This window comes from Arthrobacter sorbitolis (assembly GCF_054510995.1).
This window is the reverse complement of record NZ_JBTNDM010000002.1, coordinates 361,724-378,117: the sequence shown is the minus strand read 5'-3', so window position 1 is coordinate 378,117 and position 16,394 is coordinate 361,724. Positions and strand designations below refer to the sequence as shown.

At 70.1% G+C, this 16,394-nt stretch carries 17 protein-coding genes; 6 read left to right on the top strand and 11 right to left on the bottom strand.

What is annotated here, in order from left to right; translation table 11 throughout:
• Positions 1-82: 82 nt before the first annotated feature.
• Complete coding sequence (locus ACX80K_RS06405) at positions 83-757, bottom strand: histidine phosphatase family protein (RefSeq protein WP_459271034.1); 675 nt, start codon at positions 755-757, stop codon at positions 83-85.
• Positions 758-924: 167 nt separating this feature from the next.
• On the opposite strand from ACX80K_RS06405, the gene ACX80K_RS06400 reads away from it, so the two are divergent.
• The gene (locus ACX80K_RS06400) at positions 925-1,482 is read left to right on the top strand and encodes a YceI family protein (RefSeq protein ID WP_459271033.1); all 558 of its coding nucleotides are present in this window, start codon (positions 925-927) and stop codon (positions 1,480-1,482) included.
• A 191-nt stretch (positions 1,483-1,673) separates the two neighbouring features.
• Positions 1,674-2,336, top strand: a complete 663-nt coding sequence (locus ACX80K_RS06395) for a hypothetical protein (RefSeq protein ID WP_459271032.1) — start codon at positions 1,674-1,676, stop codon at positions 2,334-2,336.
• 40 nt (positions 2,337-2,376) lie between these two features.
• Here the strand turns inward: ACX80K_RS06395 and ACX80K_RS06390 are convergent, their stop codons facing one another.
• Entirely contained in the window at positions 2,377-3,084 is a 708-nt protein-coding gene (locus tag ACX80K_RS06390) for a redox-sensing transcriptional repressor Rex (RefSeq protein ID WP_459271031.1), read from the bottom strand.
• Positions 3,085-3,219: 135 nt separating this feature from the next.
• Entirely contained in the window at positions 3,220-3,474 is a 255-nt protein-coding gene (locus tag ACX80K_RS06385) for a glutaredoxin family protein (protein WP_459271377.1), read from the bottom strand.
• A 75-nt stretch (positions 3,475-3,549) separates the two neighbouring features.
• Between ACX80K_RS06385 and ACX80K_RS06380 the strand changes: the two genes are divergently transcribed.
• On the top strand, positions 3,550-4,362 hold the full coding sequence (locus ACX80K_RS06380; protein ID WP_459271030.1) for an HAD family hydrolase: 813 nt from the start codon (positions 3,550-3,552) through the stop codon (positions 4,360-4,362).
• Between the two features lie 148 nt (positions 4,363-4,510).
• Here the strand turns inward: ACX80K_RS06380 and ACX80K_RS06375 are convergent, their stop codons facing one another.
• The 4 genes from ACX80K_RS06375 to ACX80K_RS06360 all read right to left on the bottom strand — a co-directional run bounded on the left by ACX80K_RS06375 (position 4,511) and on the right by ACX80K_RS06360 (position 7,080).
• Positions 4,511-4,609 carry a 30S ribosomal protein bS22 gene (locus ACX80K_RS06375; protein ID WP_003792170.1) on the bottom strand — a complete coding sequence of 33 codons (99 nt, stop codon included), beginning with the start codon at positions 4,607-4,609 and terminating at the stop codon, positions 4,511-4,513.
• A gap of 185 nt (positions 4,610-4,794) precedes the next feature.
• Entirely contained in the window at positions 4,795-5,007 is a 213-nt protein-coding gene (locus ACX80K_RS06370; protein ID WP_459271029.1) for a helix-turn-helix domain-containing protein, read from the bottom strand.
• 306 nt (positions 5,008-5,313) lie between these two features.
• A complete protein-coding gene (locus ACX80K_RS06365; protein ID WP_459271028.1) occupies positions 5,314-5,835 on the bottom strand; it encodes an ArsR/SmtB family transcription factor in 522 nt (173 codons plus the stop codon).
• A gap of 42 nt (positions 5,836-5,877) precedes the next feature.
• Positions 5,878-7,080, bottom strand: coding sequence for an acetoin utilization protein AcuC (locus ACX80K_RS06360; RefSeq protein WP_459271027.1), 1,203 nt, complete (start codon positions 7,078-7,080; stop codon positions 5,878-5,880).
• A gap of 164 nt (positions 7,081-7,244) precedes the next feature.
• On the opposite strand from ACX80K_RS06360, the gene ACX80K_RS06355 reads away from it, so the two are divergent.
• From ACX80K_RS06355 to ACX80K_RS06345, 3 genes are all read left to right on the top strand, one after another.
• Complete coding sequence (locus tag ACX80K_RS06355) at positions 7,245-8,657, top strand: TrkH family potassium uptake protein (protein WP_459271026.1); 1,413 nt, start codon at positions 7,245-7,247, stop codon at positions 8,655-8,657.
• A complete protein-coding gene (locus ACX80K_RS06350; protein ID WP_104050125.1) occupies positions 8,650-9,318 on the top strand; it encodes a potassium channel family protein in 669 nt (222 codons plus the stop codon). Before ACX80K_RS06355 ends, ACX80K_RS06350 begins: the two co-directional genes overlap by 8 nt.
• A 97-nt stretch (positions 9,319-9,415) precedes the next feature.
• Positions 9,416-10,612 (top strand): glycosyltransferase 87 family protein, encoded by a 1,197-nt coding sequence (locus ACX80K_RS06345; RefSeq protein WP_459271025.1) that lies wholly within the window; start codon positions 9,416-9,418, stop codon positions 10,610-10,612.
• Here ACX80K_RS06345 and proC read toward each other — a convergent pair.
• The 4 genes from proC to topA form a co-directional block, all read right to left on the bottom strand.
• Positions 10,578-11,435 carry a pyrroline-5-carboxylate reductase gene (proC, locus tag ACX80K_RS06340; protein ID WP_459271024.1) on the bottom strand — a complete coding sequence of 286 codons (858 nt, stop codon included), beginning with the start codon at positions 11,433-11,435 and terminating at the stop codon, positions 10,578-10,580. The genes ACX80K_RS06345 and proC overlap by 35 nt on opposite strands.
• 321 nt (positions 11,436-11,756) lie before the next feature.
• Positions 11,757-12,557, bottom strand: a complete 801-nt coding sequence (locus ACX80K_RS06335) for a sugar phosphate isomerase/epimerase family protein (RefSeq protein WP_459271023.1) — start codon at positions 12,555-12,557, stop codon at positions 11,757-11,759.
• A gap of 1 nt (position 12,558) precedes the next feature.
• Positions 12,559-13,572 (bottom strand): Ppx/GppA phosphatase family protein, encoded by a 1,014-nt coding sequence (locus ACX80K_RS06330; protein WP_459271022.1) that lies wholly within the window; start codon positions 13,570-13,572, stop codon positions 12,559-12,561.
• Between the two features lie 61 nt (positions 13,573-13,633).
• The gene (gene topA / locus ACX80K_RS06325; protein ID WP_459271021.1) at positions 13,634-16,381 is read right to left on the bottom strand and encodes a type I DNA topoisomerase; all 2,748 of its coding nucleotides are present in this window, start codon (positions 16,379-16,381) and stop codon (positions 13,634-13,636) included.
• Positions 16,382-16,394: the final 13 nt, after the last annotated feature.

The window sequence follows — 16,394 nt, the reverse complement described above, 5'->3', positions numbered from 1 at the left end:
TGGCCAGGGGACGGCGCTTCGTGGAGCGTGCGGTTTGAGTCACGGCTTCTTCCGTTGATTTCTACGACGTGTAGTAATTCTATTACGCGCCGGGGACATTCGCCGCACCGGGCAGCAGGTCGGCGCACGGCTCCGTGTAGCGCACCCGCTGGATGGTGTCGCCGACGAAGTCGAGCGACGTGATCGAGGTGAGGGTGCACTCGCGCTGCCGTGGGTCGTGCCACAGGCGGCGGTGCTCGGCGGCGAGCCGTGTGACCCAGATGGGGAGCTGGTGGCTGACGAGGATCACCTCGACGGGTCGGTCCGGGTCGCCCCCGGCGAGCTCGACCGCCCGGCGGCGCGCATCCTGGACACCCGCCATCACGCGCTCGGCCTGCTGCGCGTACGGTTCCCCCCACGAGGGCCGGAACGGGTTGACGAGCAGCGGCCAGTACCGCGGCTGGCGGAGCCTGCTCTTGATCCGCGACATCCCCTCGAAACGGTTCTCCGCCTCGATGATGCGGGGATCCGTGGTGATGGCGAGGCCGAGCGCCTCCGCGACCGGCTGCGCCGTCTCCTGCGCCCGGACCAGGGGCGACGCCACGAGGTGCACGATGTCGGCCCCCGCGCGGCGCTGCTCCTCGAAGTGGCCCGCCACCTGTTCGGCCATGCGCCGGCCGAGTTCGGAGAGGTGGAATTCGGGGAGCCGGCCGTACAGGACACCCTCGGGATTGTGGACCTCACCGTGGCGCACCAGGTGGACGGTTGATCGCTGCATTCCTCCAGTTTCCCGCATGCGCGCACGCGAGGGCGAATCGGTGGGCTCTGCTCTGGGGGACAGCAGGCGGTCAATGGTTGAACATTTTACTGATTTATGGAATAAATCATGCATACGCATGCTTATCTAGGGCGTACGCATCTTCCGGTCCACCTCAGGAGTTCACCATGACTGTTCCCTCCACCCTCACCCCAGGCACCTGGTCCTTCGACCCCGCGCACAGCGAGGTCGGATTCAGCGTCCGCCACGCCGGCATCAGCAAGGTGCGCGGCTCCTTCAAGGACGTCGACGCGTCCCTCACCGTGGGTTCCTCCCTCGAGGACTCCAGCATCTCCGCGACCATCAGGACGGCGTCCTTCACCTCGGGCGACGAGAACCGCGACGGCCACGTCAAGGGTGCCGACTTCTTCGACGTCGAGGAATACCCCGAGATGACCTTCGTCTCCACCTCCCACGAGGGCTCCGGTGAGACCTACCGCATCAACGGCGACCTCACCATCCGCGGCATCACCAAGTCCGTGGTCCTCGACGCCGAGTTCAACGGCGTGGCCGTGGACCCCTTCGGTGCCACCCGCGCCGGCGTCTCCGCCTCCACGAGCATCTCCCGCAAGGACTTCGGCCTGACTTGGAACGCGGCCCTCGAGGCCGGCGGCGTCCTGGTCGGCGACAAGGTGACCATCACCATCGAGGCCGCTTTCGTGGCCCCCGCCGTCGTCACCGCCTGATCCGGCGCGGCCCGAGCCGCGACCGCGCAGAAGGCCGGCGCCGTCCCCCGACGGCGCCGGCCTTCTGCGTTCGGCCCTGTTCCGTCCGGGAACCGACGAACTAGTCTTGCAGGGACCACACCCACGCTGCGGACGTCCATGGGGGCACCAGCGGATGGATGACCGGAGACGAGCGCAACGGAGGACGCCGCATGAGCACACCACAGGACACCCCGGGCACAGGGCAGGGCGAGGGGCAGGGCTGGAACCCGCCCACCACGAACGGCAGCGGCCAGAATCCCGCCGGACCGTACGGCGGAACCCAGGGCCAGTCCGGCCAGCAGGGCCAGGACGGCTACCAGGCTGCGCAGCCCTCGGGCTACGCGTACCCCGGCGGCGGTGCGGTACCCCAGCAGGCGGACAAGGGTCCCGCCCCGAAGGAGGTCACGAGGGCCTACTACCTCATCCTGGCCGCCGGAATCCTCTACCTCGTGTCCTCCATCATCTCCTCGCTGACGACGGAGATGCCCGACGTCGCGGGTGCGGGGGTCGGGGTCGCCGTCGGCCTGGTGTTCGCGGTCGTCTTCACCGCCATCTACGTGGTCCTGGCCATCTTCATCCGGAGGGGCCAGAACTGGGCGCGCATCACGGCGACCGTCCTGGCCGCCCTCGACGTGCTGGCGGTCTCCGCCACCCTCCTGCTCATGCCGCTCGTGAGTCAGGCTGCAGAGGCCGGTGGCCAGGCGGTGCCGCCCACGTCAGGGCTTGCGACGGCTCTCAGCGTGATCGTGATGCTCCTCGGCGTCGCCGGCGTCGTGATGACCTGGCTGAAGCCCGCACGGCCCTACTTCGCACCGCAGAAGCTCGGGTACTGACCAGGCGGCTGTCGATCGCGGCGAACCGGTCGCCGCACGATCACTGGGCGCGGGAGATCGGACCGAGGTCCGGCTCCTGCGCCCTCTGTGCGTGGTAGGCCAGGATCTGCAACTCCGTGGCCATGTCCACCTTGCGCAGCTGTACGTGCGGCGGCACCTGCAGCACCACGGGTGCGAAGCTGAGGATGCTCGCGATGCCCGCGGCGACGAGCCGGTCGCACAGCTCCTGCGCGACCGCCCCCGGCACGGAGAGGACCGCCATGTTGGTGCGTGTCCGCTCCAGCACGGCCTCGAGGTCGTCGATGGCGCTCACCCGGAGGTACCCGACCTCCGACCCGACGACGAGCTGGTCGGCGTCGAAGAGCGCGACGATCTCGAATCCCCGTGACACGAACCCGGAATAGCCCGCCAGTGCTCGGCCGAGGTTTCCCGCACCGATGATGGCCACACGCCAGTCGAGAGTGAGCCCGAGCGCGATGGAGATCTGCCGGTTGAGGACCTGCACGTCGTAGCCGACCCCCCGCGTGCCGTAGGACCCGAGGTACGAGAGGTCCTTGCGGAGCATGGGCGAGTTGACCCCGGCCGCGTCCGCGAGCTCCTCGGAGGACACGCGGTCGACACCTTCCGCGAGCAGTGCGTTGAGGGCCCTCAGGTAGATGGTGAGGCGGGCCACGGACGCTGGCGGGATGCGGCGCGCCCCATCCCCGACGGGATGGAGGCCTGGCATGTCCGGCGTTGTCACTGTCATCGGCTCCGTTGCTAGCGCCACCGCCCGCGGTGAGCGGGCGGACCGTCCGGTCCCTCGTCGTCGGGGGCGGAAGTACCCCCACTGTATGCCGACGGTGCGGGGTCACCAAGCCGGGAGCCGGGGCCCTGCATGGGCTCAGATGCCCGGAGGACGGGACAGCAGCCGGCGCAGCCGGCCCTCGTCGATGGACCAGAAATCGCGCTGCACGCCGTCGATGAACAGGACGGGCAGTTCCTCGGCGAAGCGCGCCCCGAGCGCGGGCGCCTGGGCCACGGAGAGCTCCCGCCAACCGAGGCCGACGTCGGCGGTCACGCGCGCCACCACCTCCCGTGCGTCCTGGCACAGGTGGCACGCGGGGCGGGTGAGGAGGACGACGCCGGGCCCCGGCATCTCGGCAGGCATTTCCATCCCCCAACCGTACTGCCGCGCCGCGGGGAAGGGTCGGGAGAGAACTACACTCGGAACATGCCGGACGCACCCCGGGGCACGCGGCCCCTCCCAGAGCCTCCGGCACCGCCCCAGGGCGAGGCGGCGTTCTTCGACGTCGACAACACACTGATGCGTGGCGCGAGCCTCTTCCACGTGGCCCGGAAGATGTACCAGCGGAAGGCGTTCACCCTGCGGTTCGCGGCGGGACTGGCCTGGAAGCAGCTCCGCTTCATCATGCGCGGCGAGACCATGACCGACGTGAACTCGGTCCGGGACGCGGCCCTGGCCTTCGCCATCGGGATCGCCCACGAGGACATCCTCGCGCTGGGCGAGGAGGTCTACGACGAGATGATCGCGTCCAAGATCTGGCCGGGCGCCCGGGCCCTGGCCGACCAGCACCTCACGTCGGGGCGGCAGGTCTGGCTGGTGACGGGGACACCCGTGGAGGTGGCCGGCGTCATCTCCAGCCGGCTGGGCCTGACGGGCGCCCTCGGGACGGTCGGGGAGGTGGCCGACGGCCTCTACACCGGCAAGCTCGTCGGCGAGTTCCTGCACGGGCCGGCCAAGGCCGCGGCGATCCTGGTCCTCGCGGCCCGCGAGAACCTCGACCTCTCGCGCTGCTGGGGCTACAGCGACTCCTACAACGACATCCCCCTGCTGACCGTCGTCGGGCACCCCGTCGCGATCAACCCCGACAACCGGCTGCGCCGCCATGCCCGGGCCAACAACTGGCCGGTGTACGACTTCCGCAGCGGGCGGCGCGCTGCGACGTTCGGGCTTCGTGCAGCCACCCTCGCCGGGTCCGTGTACGGACTGTGGCGTGGGTTCTCCCGCTTCCGGAGTCGCTGACTCCGCTCCTCCGCCCGTTCCTCCGCCGGTGCCGCGGCTCCCTCCCGGGGACGATCGGGCCCGGGAACGACGGCGGCCCGGAGCCCCTGCCACGAGGGCCGGGATCCGGGCCGGTCGGTAGGCCCCCGGCTCGAGGCCGGGCGCCTGGCTACTTCTTGTTGCGGCGCTGGTGACGGGTCTTGCGAAGCAGCTTGCGGTGCTTCTTCTTGGCCATACGCTTGCGGCGCTTCTTGATTACTGAACCCATAGAGTCCTCACAGACTGTCGTGGTGCCAGCACTGACCGCGGCCGGAAGCCGGCGGGCCTGCACTGGAGGCGGATGGCGTGTGCCTGATGGCAGTTGCCCTGGTGATGCAAAAAGTCGGGCGGGTGAAAACCCGCCCCAAACGCTCCTTAACAGGGTACATCCGTTTGGAGAACAGGCCGGACGGCTCAGGCGCTCTCGGACTGTCCGTCGACCTGGGCGTTGCGGAGGAACTCCCCCACTGCGGATTCGGGGACGCGGTAGGAGCGGCCGAACTGCACCGCCGGCAGGTCTCCTGCATGGACGAGCCTGTACACGGTCATCTTCGAGACGCGCATGAGATCAGCCACCTCGGCGACCGTCAGGAACTGCACATCCGAGAAGGTGTTCCCGTCTGCCATCTCACCACTTTTCCTTTGCATGGAGGCCCGCGCTTCGTCCGACCGGCATCGAGAAGCATACCCCGGGGCGACTGTTCGGCGTGTCGCCTTGTAGCGAAAGGATTGTCCGTCTAGGGGTCGATTGTAGTGGCAGATGTTACGGAAGTGAAAGTGCGGATGGGACCCACGCCTTCTCGTCTCCGCCGCCGGAGCGCCGACGCCCCCAGGCGACCGGCTCGGGGGATCACGCCTGTCGGGGTCCCGGCGTCGCCTCGGTCTCGCTCTAGTGTCGCGCGGTCGGAGTGCTGACGTCGCAGTGCCGACGCCCTAGGAGGACGGGTCGCGACGGCGGCGCAGTTGCGAGAGCAGGTCGGCCGCACGCTCGGCCGCACGTCCCATCGTCCTGCCGATCTGGGGCCTCGGGATGTCCACCTCCGCCGGTGCCGGCCCCGCGAGGACCGCAGCGGCGAGTACCCCTGCCTCCGCCGGCTCCGCTGCGGCGATGGCCTCCGACACGGTCTCGGGGGCCGGATCGTGCCGGCCCTGCAGGGCCGCGCCGAGGTCGGACGGCGCAGGGTGCTGCGCTCCCTCCGCCTCGAACCCGGCCAGCCACTCGCGCACGTGTCCGAGCGGCGCAGTGTCCAGGGAGTAGTAGCGCTTCTGGCCCTGGGCCCGCATGGTGACGAGCCCCGCTTCCCGCAGGACCTTCAGGTGCTTGGAGACCGTCGGCTGGCTCACCTGCAGCTCGATCACGAGCTCGCCCACGGCCTTGTCGCCGTCGCGCAGGTGTCTGAGGATCTGCCTGCGCGTGCCTTCGGCGATGACGGCGAATACATCATCGATTCCCATCCGCCCACCCTAGCGATATATGCGCGCGACGGCATCCTGAGGTCAGTCGAACCAGGGATCGAGTCCGTGCAGGGGGAACAGAGCCTTCCGCGTGGCCATCACCGTGCGGTCCAGTTCGTCGTTCGGATCGTAGCCGACCTCCCAGGAGCGCCACCACGTGTCGGCGCCGTCGCCCATGAGGCGCGGAGCGTCCACGCCGTGCCGCTCGAGGACGTACTGGCGCCACGCGTCGGGCACGGGGGTCCTCGGGCCGGTGGCCGCTCCTGCCGCGACGGCCACCAGCAGGGCCCAGGACCGGGGCACCACGCTCGCGAGGGCGTACCCTCCTCCGCCGGTGGCGATCCACCGGCCCCCGCACAGGCGGTCCGCCAGGTCCCGGACGCCGACCATCATGGCGTGCTGGGCATCGACGCTGACCCGCAGGTTCGTGAGGGGATCCTCGCGGTGGGAGTCGCACCCGTGCTGGCTGACGATGACGTCGGGCGCGAAGGCCGCTGCGAGCTGCGGGACGACGGCGTGGAAGGCCCGCAGCATCGCCGCATCCCCGGCGGTCGTCGGCAGGGCGACATTCACCGCCGAGCCTTCGGCCTGCGGTCCGCCGGTCTCGTTGGCGAAGCCCGTGCCGGGGAAGAGGCTCATGCCCGTCTCGTGCAGCGAGATGGTCATGACGCGGCTCTCGTTCCAGAAGATGCTCTGGGTGCCGTCGCCGTGATGCGCATCCACGTCGATGTAGAGGACGCGCCGCGCGCCGCGGTCGAGCAGCCGCTGGACGGAGGCGGCGGTGTCGTTGTAGATGCAGAAGCCGCTGGCCCGGGATCGGGCGGCGTGGTGCATCCCGCCCCCGAAGTTGACGGCCCGCACGGCTGTGCCGTCGAGGATGGCCTCCGCCGCGCCCAGCGAGCCGCCCGCGAGCCGCGCGCTGGCCTCGTGCATGCCGGCGAACGCCGGGTTGTCCTCGGTGCCGAGGCCTCGGGCGGCGTCGGAGGTGCCCGGGTTGCTGCTGACCTGCCGCACGGCCCTGATGTAGTCGGCGCTGTGGACGGTCGCGAGGTCGTCGTCGGAGGCGACGAACGGGTCGGCGACCGCCACGCCGTCGAGGTCGAGCAGGCCGCACTCCCGCACGAGGCGTGCGGTGAGGTGCAGCCGCTCGGGGTTCATGGGGTGCTGCCCGCCGAAGTCGTAGGCCAGCATGGATTCGCCCCAGACGACCTGGAGGGGCACCGCTGACCTGGAATGCGTAGACATCCCTGCAAGGCTACGCGATGGGCGATATTCCGACGACGCACCCCGGTGGGATGCTTTACTACTGCAAGGGACAATCAGGACCGATCGGTGCCGGCGGGGACCGGGACGGATGAAGACGGTGCCGCTTCGGCGGGAGGACCAGTAAACGGGGCAAGCGGGCGTCAATGCTAAGTCAACAGCCACGGTGGCTGAAGGACGATCAGAACGGGTACTTCAGGCTGCTGGCCTCGATCCGCGACTTCGTCGACTCCTTCGCGAACAGCTCGCCCGCACGCCTCGCCCTCTTCATCTTCACCGCCGTCATCCTCGTGTTCACGGTGCTGCTGAGCCTGCCCGTGTCGGCCAGCAACGGGCAGGTCACGCCCCTGCACGACGCCTTCTTCACCGCGGTGTCCGCCGTCTGCGTCACGGGTCTCACCGTGGTGTCCACCGCGACGCACTGGTCCTTCTTCGGCCAGCTGGTCATCCTGCTCGGCATCTTCATCGGCGGGCTCGGCACCCTGACGCTCGCCTCCCTCCTCGCCCTGATCGTGAGCAAGCGCCTCGGCGTGCGCGGCAAGCTCCTCGCCCAGGAGGCGCTGAACAACGCGAGCCGCCTCGGTGAGATCGGCACGCTGCTGCGGATCGTCATCACCACGTCGGTCGTCATCGAGATCGTGCTCGCCGTCGTCCTCATCCCCCGGTTCATGATCCTCGGGGAACCCTGGTGGCAGGCACTCTGGCACGGCGTCTTCTACTCCATCTCCGCCTTCAACAACGCGGGCTTCACCCCCCACAGCGACGGCCTGGTGCCGTACGAGACGGACCTCTGGATCCTGACGCCGCTCATGGTCGGCGTCTTCCTGGGCAGCCTCGGGTTCCCCGTGGTCATGGTCCTCGTCCAGGTCCGCCACCATTTCAGGAAGTGGACGCTGCACGCCAAGCTCACGGTGTTCGTCTCCCTGATCCTCCTGGTGGCCGGGACCTTCGCCTGGGGATTCCTCGAGTGGGAGAACGACCGGACGATCGCGAACCTGAACGTGGTCGACAAGACCATCCATGCCCTCTTCGCCTCGGTGATGACGCGCTCCGGCGGCTTCAACCTCGTGGACCAGAACGACATGAACACCACGACCATGCTCCTGACGGACGCCCTGATGTTCGCGGGAGGCGGCTCGGCGTCCACGGCCGGCGGCATCAAGGTCACCACGATCGCCGTCATGTTCCTCGCGATCGTCGCCGAGGCCCGGGGCGACTCAGACGTCCGCGCGTGGGGCCGCACCATCCCCCACGGGGTGATGCGCGTGGCCATCTCGGTGATCTTCATGGGTGCCACGCTCGTCCTGGTGGGCAGCGGCCTCATCCTCGCGATCTCCGACGAGAGCCTCGACAAGGTGGTCTTCGAGGTGATCTCCGCCTTCGCGACCGTGGGACTCAGCACCAACCTGAGTGCCGAACTGCCGCCGGCGGGCAAGTACGTCCTGTCCGCGCTCATGTTCGCAGGGCGCATGGGCACCATCACCCTCGCCTCGGCCCTCGCGCTGAGGCAACGCAGCACGCTGTACCGCTACCCCGACGAGAGGCCGATCATTGGCTGAAAGACCCGCCCACAATGCACCCGTCCTCGTGATCGGCCTCGGCCGGTTCGGTGCGGCCACCGCCGAACAGCTCGTCCGGCAGGGCCGCGAGGTCCTCGCCATCGAGCGGGACCCGCAGCTCGTGCAGAAGTTTGCCAGCATCCTGACGCACGTGGTGGAGGCAGATGCGACGAACATCGACTCGCTCCGCCAGCTCGGCGCCCAGGAGTTCTCGGCCGCCGTCGTCGGGGTGGGTACCTCGATCGAGTCCAGCGTGCTGATCACGGCGAACCTCGTGGACCTCGGCATCGACCACCTCTGGGTCAAGGCCATCACGCCCTCGCACGGCAAGATCCTCAAGCGCATCGGCGCCAACCACGTCATCTACCCGGAGGCCGATGCCGGCCAGCGCGCGGCGCACCTCGTGGGCGGCAGGATGCTGGACTTCATCGAGTTCGACGACGGCTTCGCGATCGTCAAGATGTACCCGCCGAAGGAGACACAGGGCTTCACGCTCGCCGAGTCCTCCGTGCGTTCGAAGTACGGCGTCACCGTGGTGGGCGTGAAGTCGCCGGGCGAGGACTTCACCTATGCGCGCCCCGACACGAAGGTGTCCGGCCGCGACATGCTGATCGTGTCCGGCCACGTGGACCTGCTCGAGCGCTTTGCCGGCCGGCCCTAGCGTGCCCGGAGCCGGCCCTCGCGCGACGGCGCGGGCGAGCAGGCCGGGCGGGTCCCGTCGTCCATCCACCGGCGATGCGCCCCGGCTCCTCGGCCTGGTGGCGGCCGCCCTCGCCGGGGCGGCGGTCCTCGCCCTCGTCGTCGTGGCGGCGCAGATCCACGGGCTCGACCTCTCCGTGTACAGGCAGGGTGCGCTCGCGCTGCTCGGGCGGGCCGGCGACAAGGAGCTGTACGACGACGCGCTCGTGCAGACCGATACGCGCGGACTGCCGTTCACGTATCCGCCGTTCGCCGCGATCCTCCTCGTGCCGCTCGCGCTGCTCCCCGAGGCGGCGGCCCTCGGGATCGTCACGGCGCTCTCGTGCGTCTGCCTCGCCGGCGTCGCGGTCGTCGTCGTGCGCTACCTGCAGGCCTCGCGGCCTGCCCGCCCCCGTGCCGCGGGGCGGACGTACGCCGCCGTCCTGGCGGCGATGCTGCTCATCGGTATCAGCGGTCCGTGGCGTGAGGGCCTCGGCTTCGGCCAGGTCAACGCGCTCCTGATGGTGCTGGTCCTCGCCGACCTGCTGCGATCCACCCGTCTGCCCTCGGGGGTGCTCGTCGGGATCGCGGCCGGCATCAAACTGACGCCGCTGGCCTTCGGCCTGGTGTTCCTCGCCCGGCGCGACTGGCGGTCACTGGCCTGGATGGCGGCGTCCTTCGGCGGGACGGTGGCGGTGGGGTGGCTCCTGGCGCCCCGGGAGTCGGCCGCGTTCTGGCTGGACGCGCTGTTCGACGCCTCGCGGGTGGGGGCGACGGCTGATCTCTACAACGTGTCGCTCAACTCGATCGTCGCGCAGTCCGGGCTGGCGGACGACCTGCAGCGGCCCGTCTGGGTCCTGGCGTCCCTGGCCGTCGTCGCCCTCGGCCACGCGGCGATCCGGCGGGCCGACCGTGACGGCGACGTCCTCCGCGCCGTCACCGCCAACGCGGTGGTCATGCTCGCGATCTCCCCCATCTCCTGGTTCCACCACTGGGTGTGGATCGCGCTCGTCCTCCCGGTCGGCTACGTCTTCGCCCGGCGGTGCGCGCGGACCCCGCGGATGCTCGGTCGCGTGCTGCTCGGCGCCCTCGTTCCCGTGATGCTGTTCTCGTCGATCACCGTGACCCTGACCCTCACCGGCACCGTGTCGGGCGAGGGACCCCTGCCGCTGCGGCTGTTCACCGGTCTCGGCGTCGTCCTGCCGGTCGCGCTCCTGGCCGTGTGGGCCTCGCAGCAGCCCGTCAGGGCGACGACGGATCCGCCAGCTCGCGCGTGATCGCGCCGGCACGGGCGACCGCGGCACGGGCTCCGTCGGCGACGATGCCCGGCAGGTTCGAGGCGTCGAACGTCTCGATGGCCGCCTGTGTGGTGCCGTGGGGGCTCGTGACCGCTCGGCGGAGGGCTGCGGCGTCGGCACCCTCCTCGGCGAGCATGAAGCCCGCACCCGCGACCGTCTCCCGGGCGATCAGCGCCGCCAGACCGGCGTCGAGGCCGAGCTCCGCGCCCGCGGCGGCCATCGCCTCGGCCAGGTAGAACGCGTACGCGGGGCCTGATCCACTGACGGCCGAGAGCGCATCCACCTGGTCCTCGGGGATCTCGACGACGGTGCCGGCGGGCCGCAGGAGGTCGCGTGCCTGCGCCATGAGGTCCGGACCGGCAGCGGAACCGGCCGAGATCGACAGCACGCCCCGGCCGAGCCGCGCGGGCGTGTTCGGCATGGACCGGATGACCGGCTGTCCCTCGGGCAGGGCGGCCTCGATCATGGCGAGCGACACCGCGGCAGCAACGCTCAGCACGACGGCGGACGGCTTCAGGACGGGCCCGATCTCGCGGGCGAGCGGGACGATGCCCACGGGCTTCACGCCCAGGACCACGACGTCGGCGTCCTGCACGGCGGTGACGTTCGCGGCGCCGTCGTCGGAGGTGGCGAGTGCCCGCACGCCGTGCCGCTCCGCCAGCTCTGCGGCCCGGGCGGACCGACGCACGGTGGCCGTGACCAGGGCGGGGTCGAGACCCGCGGCCAGCAGCCCGGCCAGGATGGACTCGTTCATGGATCCGCACCCCAGGAAGGCGATGCGCTGCGTGGCATGGAGTGTCATGGCCCCATCCTGCCATGCGTGCTGTCCAGCCTTCTCCCAGCGTTCTCGGTGCTGCTGCACAAGGTGGGGGCCTACTGTCGTACCTACCTCATAAGGGTGCGAGTGAGACCGGAATTCCTGATCCGGTCCGGCGCCGGTGGCAGCAGATGATCCCCCCAACATCTGGTCCTACCGGCGCCGATTCCCTTTAAGGACCCGATTCCCGCCCGGAAGAGGCCATCCCCCGGCAACCGCTCCAGGCGGCCCGTCTCCGCGCCGCTTACGGGGCCCTGTCGGCCGAGCCGGCTCCAGCGCCCCTCTCCTGAGGCGCTGTGCGGAGCGTCAGTGCCCGAGGTGTTCGCGCGCGAAGCGCAGCGTCTCCGCCAGCCATTCCTCGCGTTCCCCTGCACCGCGTGCTCGGCGGGTGCTCACCTCCACGGCGACGACGCCGTCCCACTCCGACGCGGCGAGGTGGCCGAGGGCCTCGGCACACCGCTGCATGCCCTGGCCCGGCAGCAGGTGCTCGTCCTTGCCGTTGGGCGTGCCGTCGGTCAGGTGGACGTGCGCCAGCCTGCCGCCGAGCGCACGGATCTCCTCGTACGAGTCCATGCCGGCGATGGCGGCATGCGAGAAGTCCCAGGTGATGCGCTCGTAGGGCTCCGGGATCGGGTTCCAGTGCGGCAGGTAGGCCTTCGCCTCGCGGCCCCGGACCTTCCACGGGTACATGTTCTCGACGGCGATCTCCACGCCGTACTCGGCAGCGACCCGCGCGATCCCCTCCGGGAACTCCTCGGCGTACCCGGTCTGCCAGCGGAAGGGCGGGTGGGTGACCACCGTCCGGGCGCCGACCTCGGCGGCCATCGCCGCGGAGAGCTCGATCTTCGTCCAGGCCTTGCCCCACACCTGCTGTGTGAGGAGCAGCGTCGGCGCGTGGATGGCGAAGATCGGCATCCCGTACCGCTCGCTGAGCACGCCGAGCTGGTCCGGGTCCTGGCTCACCGAGTTGTTGGTGACCATGACCTCCACGCCGTCGTAGCCGAGGTCCTGGGCGAGCGCGAAGGCGTCGTGGACGGCGAGCGGATAGACGGAGGCACTGGACAGCGCGACCGGGATGGCAGGCGGGCCGCTCGTGGGTCCGGCCATGTCAGGCCCCCCTGGGCAGGGAGGTGCGCCGCATCGAGTCGAGCTGGGCATGGCCCACCCCGGCTCCCGGCAGCGGCTCGTCGGCCTCGAACATCTTGGCGTCGAACCGCCGCAGCAGCAGTCCCTCGCGGAGCGCCCAGGGGCAGATGTCCATGGACGGCACATTGAACAGTTCGAGTGCGCACTCGGCCACGAGCGCGCCGGCGAGCACCTGGGGTGCCCGCAGGTCGGACACGCCGTCGAGGTTCGTGCGGTCGGCGGCGCTCATGGCGGCCAGGCGTTTCGTCCACAGCGTGAGGTCCTCCAGCCGCAGCTCGCGCCGGACGAACGGTCCGGCAGCGGACGGTGCGGCGCCCGCGATGCGGGCGAGCGAGCGGAAGGTCTTCGAGGTCCCCGCCACCAGATGCGGCTCCCCGAGGTGCTCGAACCGGGGCACCGCCTCGCGGAGCGTCGCCCGGATGTACCGGCGCAGCTCCTTCACGCTCTTGGCTGACGGCGGGTCACCCTGCAGCCAGTCGCGTGTGAGCCTGCCGGCGCCGAGCGGGACGGACAGCGCCACCTCCGGGAGCTCGTCGGTGCCCATCGCCATCTCGAAGGAGCCGCCGCCGATGTCCAGGTTGAGGATGGACTCGGCACCCCAGCCGTACCAGCGGCGGACGGCCTGGAACGTCACGGCCGCCTCCTGGTCGCCCGAGAGCTCCTGGAGGTCGACGCCGGTCTCCGCCCGCACACGGGCCAGGACCTCGCTGCCGTTGCCGGCCTCGCGGATCGCCGAGGTGCAGAAGGCGAGGAAGTCCTCGGCGTCATGGCCCGCGGCGAAGGCGCGCGCCTCACGGACGAACCCGACGAGTTCGTCCTGCCCCCTCCGCGAGATGCGGCCGTCCTCATCGAGGTACGCCACCAGCTGCAGGGGCTTCTTGTGGGACGCGAACGGCACCGGGCGTCCTCCTGGGTGGGCATCCACGAGTAGCAGATGGACCGTGTTCGACCCTATGTCCAGCACACCTAGCCGCATTGTTCCTGCGCTTCCAGCTCTTCCCCCGCTTGTCTTCAGTACCTGCGTGCCGCGTCGCGGGCTACTTGCCCGCGGCGACCTTGCGCTTGGCGGGTGCCCGCCGGGTGGTCTTCTTGGGCGCCGGTCCCTTGGCGCGCTTCTCGGCGAGCATGTCGATCGCCTGCTCACGCGTCAGTTCCTCGATCGCCATGCTCCCGGGCACCGTGATGTTCGTGGTGCCGTCGGTGATGTAGGGGCCGAACCGGCCGTCCTTCACCACGATGGGCTTCTCGCTCACGGGGTCGTCCCCGAACTCGGCGAGCGGCGGGGTGACCGCCCGGCCGCCACGCTGCTTGGGCTGCTTGTACATCTCCAGCGCCTGCTCGAGGGTGATCGTGAAGATCTCCTCCTCGGAGCCGATGGAGCGGGAGTCGCTGCCCTTCTTCAGGTACGGGCCGAAGCGGCCGTTCTGCACCGTGATCTCCTTGCCGTCCTCGTCCGTGCCGAGGACGCGCGGGAGGTTCATGAGCTTCAGGGCGTCCTCGAGCGTGACGGTGTCCACCGACATGGACTCGAAGAGCGATCCCGTGCGCGGCTTGACCTTCGCCGGCTTCTTGGGCGGCTTGGGCTTCCCGTTCTTGTAGTACTCCACGGGCTGGTTCGCGAGATCCTCCGCAGTGACCTCCGGGATCAGCTCGATCACGTACGGCCCGTAGCGGCCGTCGCGGGCCACGATGCTGCGCCCCGTCTCGGGATCGGTGCCGAGCACGCGCTCCTGCGAGGTGGGCGCCTCCATGAGCTCGAGGGCCTTCTCGACCGTCAGCTCGTCGGGCGCGAGGTCGTCGGGGACGTTGGCGCGCTGCGGCTCGGTGCCCTCCGGTGCGTCGGCCGGCAGTGGCTTCTCGAGGTACGGGCCGAACTTGCCGACGCGCAGCGTGATGCCCTCCGCGATCTCGACGGAGTTGATCCGCCGGGCGTCGATCTCACCGAGCTCGGAGACGATCGTGTGCAGCCCGGTGTCCTTGCGGTCGCCGTAGTAGAAGCGGTTGAGCCACTCCACGCGCCCGGCCTCACCGCGCGAGATACGGTCGAGGTCCTCCTCGAGCTCCGCCGTGAAGTCGTAGTCGACGTAGTCGTTGAAGTGCTCCTCGAGCAGGCGCACCACCGAGAAGGCGATCCAGCTCGGCACGAGGGCCTGCCCGCGGGTGCTCACGTAGCCGCGGTCCATGATGGTGGACATCGTCGCGGCGTACGTCGACGGCCGCCCGATACCGCGTTCGTCGAGCACCTTCACGAGCGACGCCTCGGTGTACCGCGGGGGCGGCGTGGTCTCGTGGCCGACGGCCTCGATCGCCGTCGCGCCCAGCGGGTCGCCCTTGGCGACGTCGGGCAGGCGCGTGCCCTGCGCGTCGTCGTCGGCCCCGTCCTCGGTGCGGCCCGCGTCGCGGCCCTCCTCGTACGCTGCCAGGAAGCCGCGGAAGGTGATGACCGTGCCGGACGCGGCGAACTCGGCGTCCCGGCCGTCGGTGCTCCGCGCGCCGAGGCGCAGGGACGCCGTCGAACCCTTGGCGTCCGCCATCTGCGAGGCGACGGTGCGCTTCCAGATCAGCTCGTACAGGCGGAACTCGTCGCCGCGCAGCGACTGCGCCACCTGGGCCGGGGTGCGGAACGAGTCGCCCGCGGGGCGGATGGCCTCGTGCGCTTCCTGCGCGTTCTTGGCCTTCCCCTTGTACACGCGGCGTGACTCGGGGACGTACTCGGGGCCGTACAGCTCCGACGCCTGGCGGCGGGCGGCGTTGATCGCCTGGTCGGAGAGCGCCGACGAGTCGGTACGCATGTAGGTGATGTAGCCGTTCTCGTACAGTCGCTGCGCCACCTGCATGGTGACCTTGGAGCTGAAGCGCAGCTTGCGGGCCGCCTCCTGCTGCAGGGTCGAGGTGGTGAACGGCGCGGCGGGACGACGCGTGTAGGGCTTGGTCTCGACGGACCGGATCTCGAAGGCAGCGCTCTCGAGGCCCGTGGCGAGGGAACGGGCGGCGTCCTCGTCGAGGGGGACGGCGTTCGCGGTCTTCAGCTCGCCGCGGTCGGAGAAGTCCTTCCCGGAGGCCACGCGGCTGCCGTCGACGGCGACGAGCTTCGCCGGGAAGGCGGTGCCCTTGGACGGGTCCGCGGGCGCGAAGGTCCCGGTGAGGTCCCAGTACGACGCGGTGCGGAAGGCCATGCGCTCGCGTTCCCGCTCGACGACGAGGCGGGTCGCGACCGACTGCACGCGGCCGGCGGACAGGCCGCGTGCCACCTTGCGCCAGAGCACGGGGGAGATCTCGTAGCCGTAGAGGCGGTCGAGGATACGGCGGGTCTCCTGGGCGTCGACCATGGGGATGTCGACGTCGCGCAGTTCACCGAGGGCGCGGGTCACGGCCTCCTTAGTGATCTCGCCGAAGGTCAGGCGGTAGACGGGGACCTTCGGCTTCAGGACCTGCAGCAGGTGCCACGCGATGGCCTCGCCCTCGCGGTCGGCGTCGGTCGCGAGGTAGAGCTCGTCGGCGTCCTTGAGTGCCGCCTTCAGCTCGGCGACGGTCTTCCGCTTCTCCGGGGACACCACGTAGTAGGGCTCGAAGTCCTTGTCGAGGTCCACGGCGAACTTGCCGACCGAGGACTTCTTCAGCTCGGCGGGGAGGTCGGACGGCTGGGGGAGGTCGCGGATGTGCCCCATGGACGCGGCGACCTGGAAACCCTCACCGAGATAGCCCGAGATGCTCTTGATCTTGCTGGGGGACTCAACGATGACGAGCTTCTTGCCGTGCTTCTTGTCCGTGGCCTTGGTCGGCACTTCTCTCCTATGA

Bases quoted from the DNA above. Each gene is read 5' to 3' on its own strand.
- ACX80K_RS06335 (WP_459271023.1), bottom strand. From the start codon at position 12,557: ATGGCCGGACCCACGAGCGGCCCGCCTGCCATCCCGGTCGCGCTGTCC.
- ACX80K_RS06365 (WP_459271028.1), bottom strand. From the start codon at position 5,835: ATGGGAATCGATGATGTATTCGCCGTCATCGCCGAAGGCACGCGCAGG.
- ACX80K_RS06355 (WP_459271026.1), top strand. From the start codon at position 7,245: ATGCTAAGTCAACAGCCACGGTGGCTGAAGGACGATCAGAACGGGTAC.
- ACX80K_RS06400 (WP_459271033.1), top strand. From the start codon at position 925: ATGACTGTTCCCTCCACCCTCACCCCAGGCACCTGGTCCTTCGACCCC.
- ACX80K_RS06360 (WP_459271027.1), bottom strand. From the start codon at position 7,080: ATGTCTACGCATTCCAGGTCAGCGGTGCCCCTCCAGGTCGTCTGGGGC.
- ACX80K_RS06375 (WP_003792170.1), bottom strand. From the start codon at position 4,609: ATGGGTTCAGTAATCAAGAAGCGCCGCAAGCGTATGGCCAAGAAGAAG.
- ACX80K_RS06390 (WP_459271031.1), bottom strand. From the start codon at position 3,084: ATGACAGTGACAACGCCGGACATGCCAGGCCTCCATCCCGTCGGGGAT.
- ACX80K_RS06395 (WP_459271032.1), top strand. From the start codon at position 1,674: ATGAGCACACCACAGGACACCCCGGGCACAGGGCAGGGCGAGGGGCAG.
- ACX80K_RS06370 (WP_459271029.1), bottom strand. From the start codon at position 5,007: ATGGCAGACGGGAACACCTTCTCGGATGTGCAGTTCCTGACGGTCGCC.
- proC (WP_459271024.1), bottom strand. From the start codon at position 11,435: ATGACACTCCATGCCACGCAGCGCATCGCCTTCCTGGGGTGCGGATCC.
- ACX80K_RS06330 (WP_459271022.1), bottom strand. From the start codon at position 13,572: ATGCGGCTAGGTGTGCTGGACATAGGGTCGAACACGGTCCATCTGCTA.
- ACX80K_RS06405 (WP_459271034.1), bottom strand. From the start codon at position 757: ATGCAGCGATCAACCGTCCACCTGGTGCGCCACGGTGAGGTCCACAAT.
- ACX80K_RS06380 (WP_459271030.1), top strand. From the start codon at position 3,550: ATGCCGGACGCACCCCGGGGCACGCGGCCCCTCCCAGAGCCTCCGGCA.
- ACX80K_RS06385 (WP_459271377.1), bottom strand. From the start codon at position 3,474: ATGCCGGGGCCCGGCGTCGTCCTCCTCACCCGCCCCGCGTGCCACCTG.